At 50.4% G+C, this 2898-nt stretch carries 2 protein-coding genes and 1 pseudogene; 2 read left to right on the top strand and 1 reads right to left on the bottom strand.

Going from position 1 to position 2898, the window contains the following annotated elements:
• Positions 1–100 precede the first annotated feature (100 nt).
• Positions 101–259: a hypothetical protein gene (locus O9332_RS19080; RefSeq protein ID WP_196219863.1), complete on the top strand. Its 159-nt coding sequence runs from the start codon at positions 101–103 to the stop codon at positions 257–259.
• On the opposite strand, the gene kdpA is transcribed toward O9332_RS19080, so the two are convergent.
• Positions 206–1951 (bottom strand): potassium-transporting ATPase subunit KdpA, encoded by a 1746-nt coding sequence (kdpA, locus tag O9332_RS19085; RefSeq protein WP_002761776.1) that lies wholly within the window; start codon positions 1949–1951, stop codon positions 206–208. The genes O9332_RS19080 and kdpA overlap by 54 nt on opposite strands.
• Before the next feature lie 663 nt (positions 1952–2614).
• Here kdpA and O9332_RS19090 point away from each other — a divergent pair.
• Positions 2615–2898: pseudogene (locus O9332_RS19090) on the top strand (transposase family protein); the annotation flags it as partial.

Raw genomic sequence — 2898 nt, forward strand, 5'->3', positions numbered from 1 at the left:
TTGTTGGGTAAGACTTTTAGACCTTTTGTCAATCAAAAAGTACTGGATCTGGGAGTGATCGGGGGGAAATTTAGGCACTTTTTCCCTGAAAATTAGGTAATTGGCCACCTCAAAACTGGTAAAACCCCACACCCCACACCCCACACCCCACACCCCACACCCTACCCCCCGGAAAAACTTTTTGCCGCAAACCCTGTCTAAACTCCTAGCCGATCATCCGGGTGATTTGAAAGGCTTCCGCGATCGGCCCGAGGGCTAATATCGGCAAGAAAGTCAGCGCACCGAGAATTAAAATCACCCCCGCCGTCACGCTGGTAAAGAGTCCGGTATCGGTGCGGAGGGTTCCGGTGGTGGCGGGAACTGGTTGTTTGCGGGACATCCCATCGGCTAACAAGAGCAGGGCGGCGATCGGGATATACCGTCCGGCGAGTAAACTGAAGGAGGCACTTAGATTCCACCAGAGAGCGGTAATCGTCGGTTTGGCACCAGCCGCAATCGCAAGCGGCGCAGGTTGGGAATCCCCTAGTCCCTCGAATCCCGACCCGTTATTGGCAGCGGCGGAAGCGTACTCGTAGATAACTTGAGATAATCCGTGAAAGCCGGGGTTACTGATGCCCTGAAAGTCGGGAAAGGCAAGGGCGATCGCTCCAGGGATGAGGATGGCGATCGGGTGAACCAGCAGAATTAAAAAACTCGCTAACACCACTTCCCGTTTCTCGATTTTGCGCCCGAGGAATTCGGGGGTTCGCCCCACCATTAGCCCGGTGACGAATACCGCCAGGATCAGATAGGCAAACAGGTAGGCGGTGCCGGTTCCCTGGCCGCCGAAAACGATTTGCAGGAACAGATTCGAGAGGGTGGCGAAGCCGCCGTTCGGCATCAAGGAATCGTGCATGGCGATCACCGCACCGCACATGGTGGCCGTGGTAGTTACCGCGTACAGGGCCGATTGCGCCCAACCGAAGCGTACTTCTTTGCCCTCGAAGTTAACCGCTCGCTCCACCCCTAGCAGGGAGTTAACCGCCTGGTTGCCGTTATATTCCCCGATCGCTGTGATGATCGTAAAGCCGATGAAGATACCGAGGGGAATTAGATAGATTAACCGAGCTTGCTTGAGATTATCGGCGAAAACCCCGTAGGTATAGATCAGGGAGGTGGGAATCGAGAGAATCGCTACCAACTGCACCAGATTGACGAATCCGTTCGGGTTTTCAAAGGGGTGGGCCGAGTTGCTGGCAAAAAAGCCGCCGCCGTTTTCTCCCAATTCCTTAATAATCTCGAAGTGGGCCACTGGACCGCGGGCGATCGCCTGACTCAGGTTGGGGTTTTCTAGCGTCGGCAAGATCGCCGGGCCCGCGAGGGTTTCCGGGACTCCGGCGATGATCAGGGCAATTGCCCCCACGATCGAGATCGGTAAGAGGATACGGGTGATCGCTCGGATCAGATCCACATAGAAATTGCCCAACGGTCGCCCCGTCAGTCCCCGAATAAAGGCGATCCCCACCGCTAGACCGGTTCCGGCCGAGGTGAACATCTGGTAGCCAAGACCCCAGATCTGACTCCCGTAGCTGAGGGTGGTTTCTCCGGAATAATGCTGTTGGTTGGTGTTGGTGATAAAGGAAATCGTCGTATGTAGCGTGGTGTCCCAAGAAGGGGCGGGGATCCCCGTCGGGTTGAGGGGAAGGACTCCTTGGCCCGCAATCAGGGAAAAAACCAGAATTGCCATCACCGCGTTACTGTAGAGAACGGCGCGGACGTACTGCCAGCCAGTCATATTCTCTTTCCCTTTCACCCCGACGAAGGTGTAAAGAAGACTCTCGACTCGATCGCACAGTGGGTCGAGTAGGGTTCTCCGTTCCATGAACACCCTAGCCATATACCGCCCGAAAAAGGGGGTGATCGCCACGATTATCAGGATCGTGAGCGCGATTTGAATCCATCCTTGCAACATGGTTCGATCAACTCCAAAAAAAGGCCAGTGGAGGCTCGATCAACGATCAACCGGGACCCTCACGGGTTCGCTGTCTCGAAACCGCTTGCTGAAAACCGAGTTTGTCTAATCATTAGCGATCATTAACAAATGGATGATCGAGGGATTATTATCGCCTCTGCTGGAACGATTATAGCGATTTCTTGCACCTTGACAAGCTATATTTTTTCCGTTCGTTATCCTATCAGCTTTTACGCACTTATGCAGCAATACCAACAATTAGCAATTATCCTAAATCCAGTTATTAAAAACTGATTATCTATTCCCCCTTTTGCCTCTTGCCTCTTGCATGAGTGCCTATCCTGATATGTTACCTATACTTAACGGATTTAGTATTATAAGTAGTCGTGCAAAATTAATTTCCTAGTCGAGACTCCGAGACAGGAGACTCCGAGACAGGAGACGGGGGACTCCGAGACAGCTATCAGGGATCAGATTTGAATGGCTCTTCTGGAATTGTTATGCAAATAATTAACTTAAAATAAAATTCGATGAGAGCGCCTACGCTCAAAAGTAGCTGAAATCCATATAGGGAAGGACTTAAGGCATCAACAGGTTAATACCAAAAGATAGACAATCGAGTTAAGATTTGATATAATGGCCAAAAACCCGAGTGTTTTACTTATGATACTTGACAAATTTTTGAACCTACAAGGAACCTGTATTCAAGGCTATCGACACCTAGAAAATATCGGTATAGTTTGACGAATCGAATCGAAAAATCAAAAAGCAATCTGTCCTCGTTGTGGGTTAGAGAGCGATAAACTCCACCAAAATCATCGACATTTAGTCAAAGATTTACCAATCTCAGGACAACCAGTGTACCTACAGGTTAATCGTCGTCAATTTAAGTGCGATAATTGTCGAAAACCCTTTAGTGAAGAGTTAGATTTTGTCGCCAAGAAACG

It is taken from the genome of Microcystis sp. LE19-10.1B (genome assembly GCF_027530565.1).
GTDB classification, from domain to species: domain Bacteria; phylum Cyanobacteriota; class Cyanobacteriia; order Cyanobacteriales; family Microcystaceae; genus Microcystis; species Microcystis aeruginosa.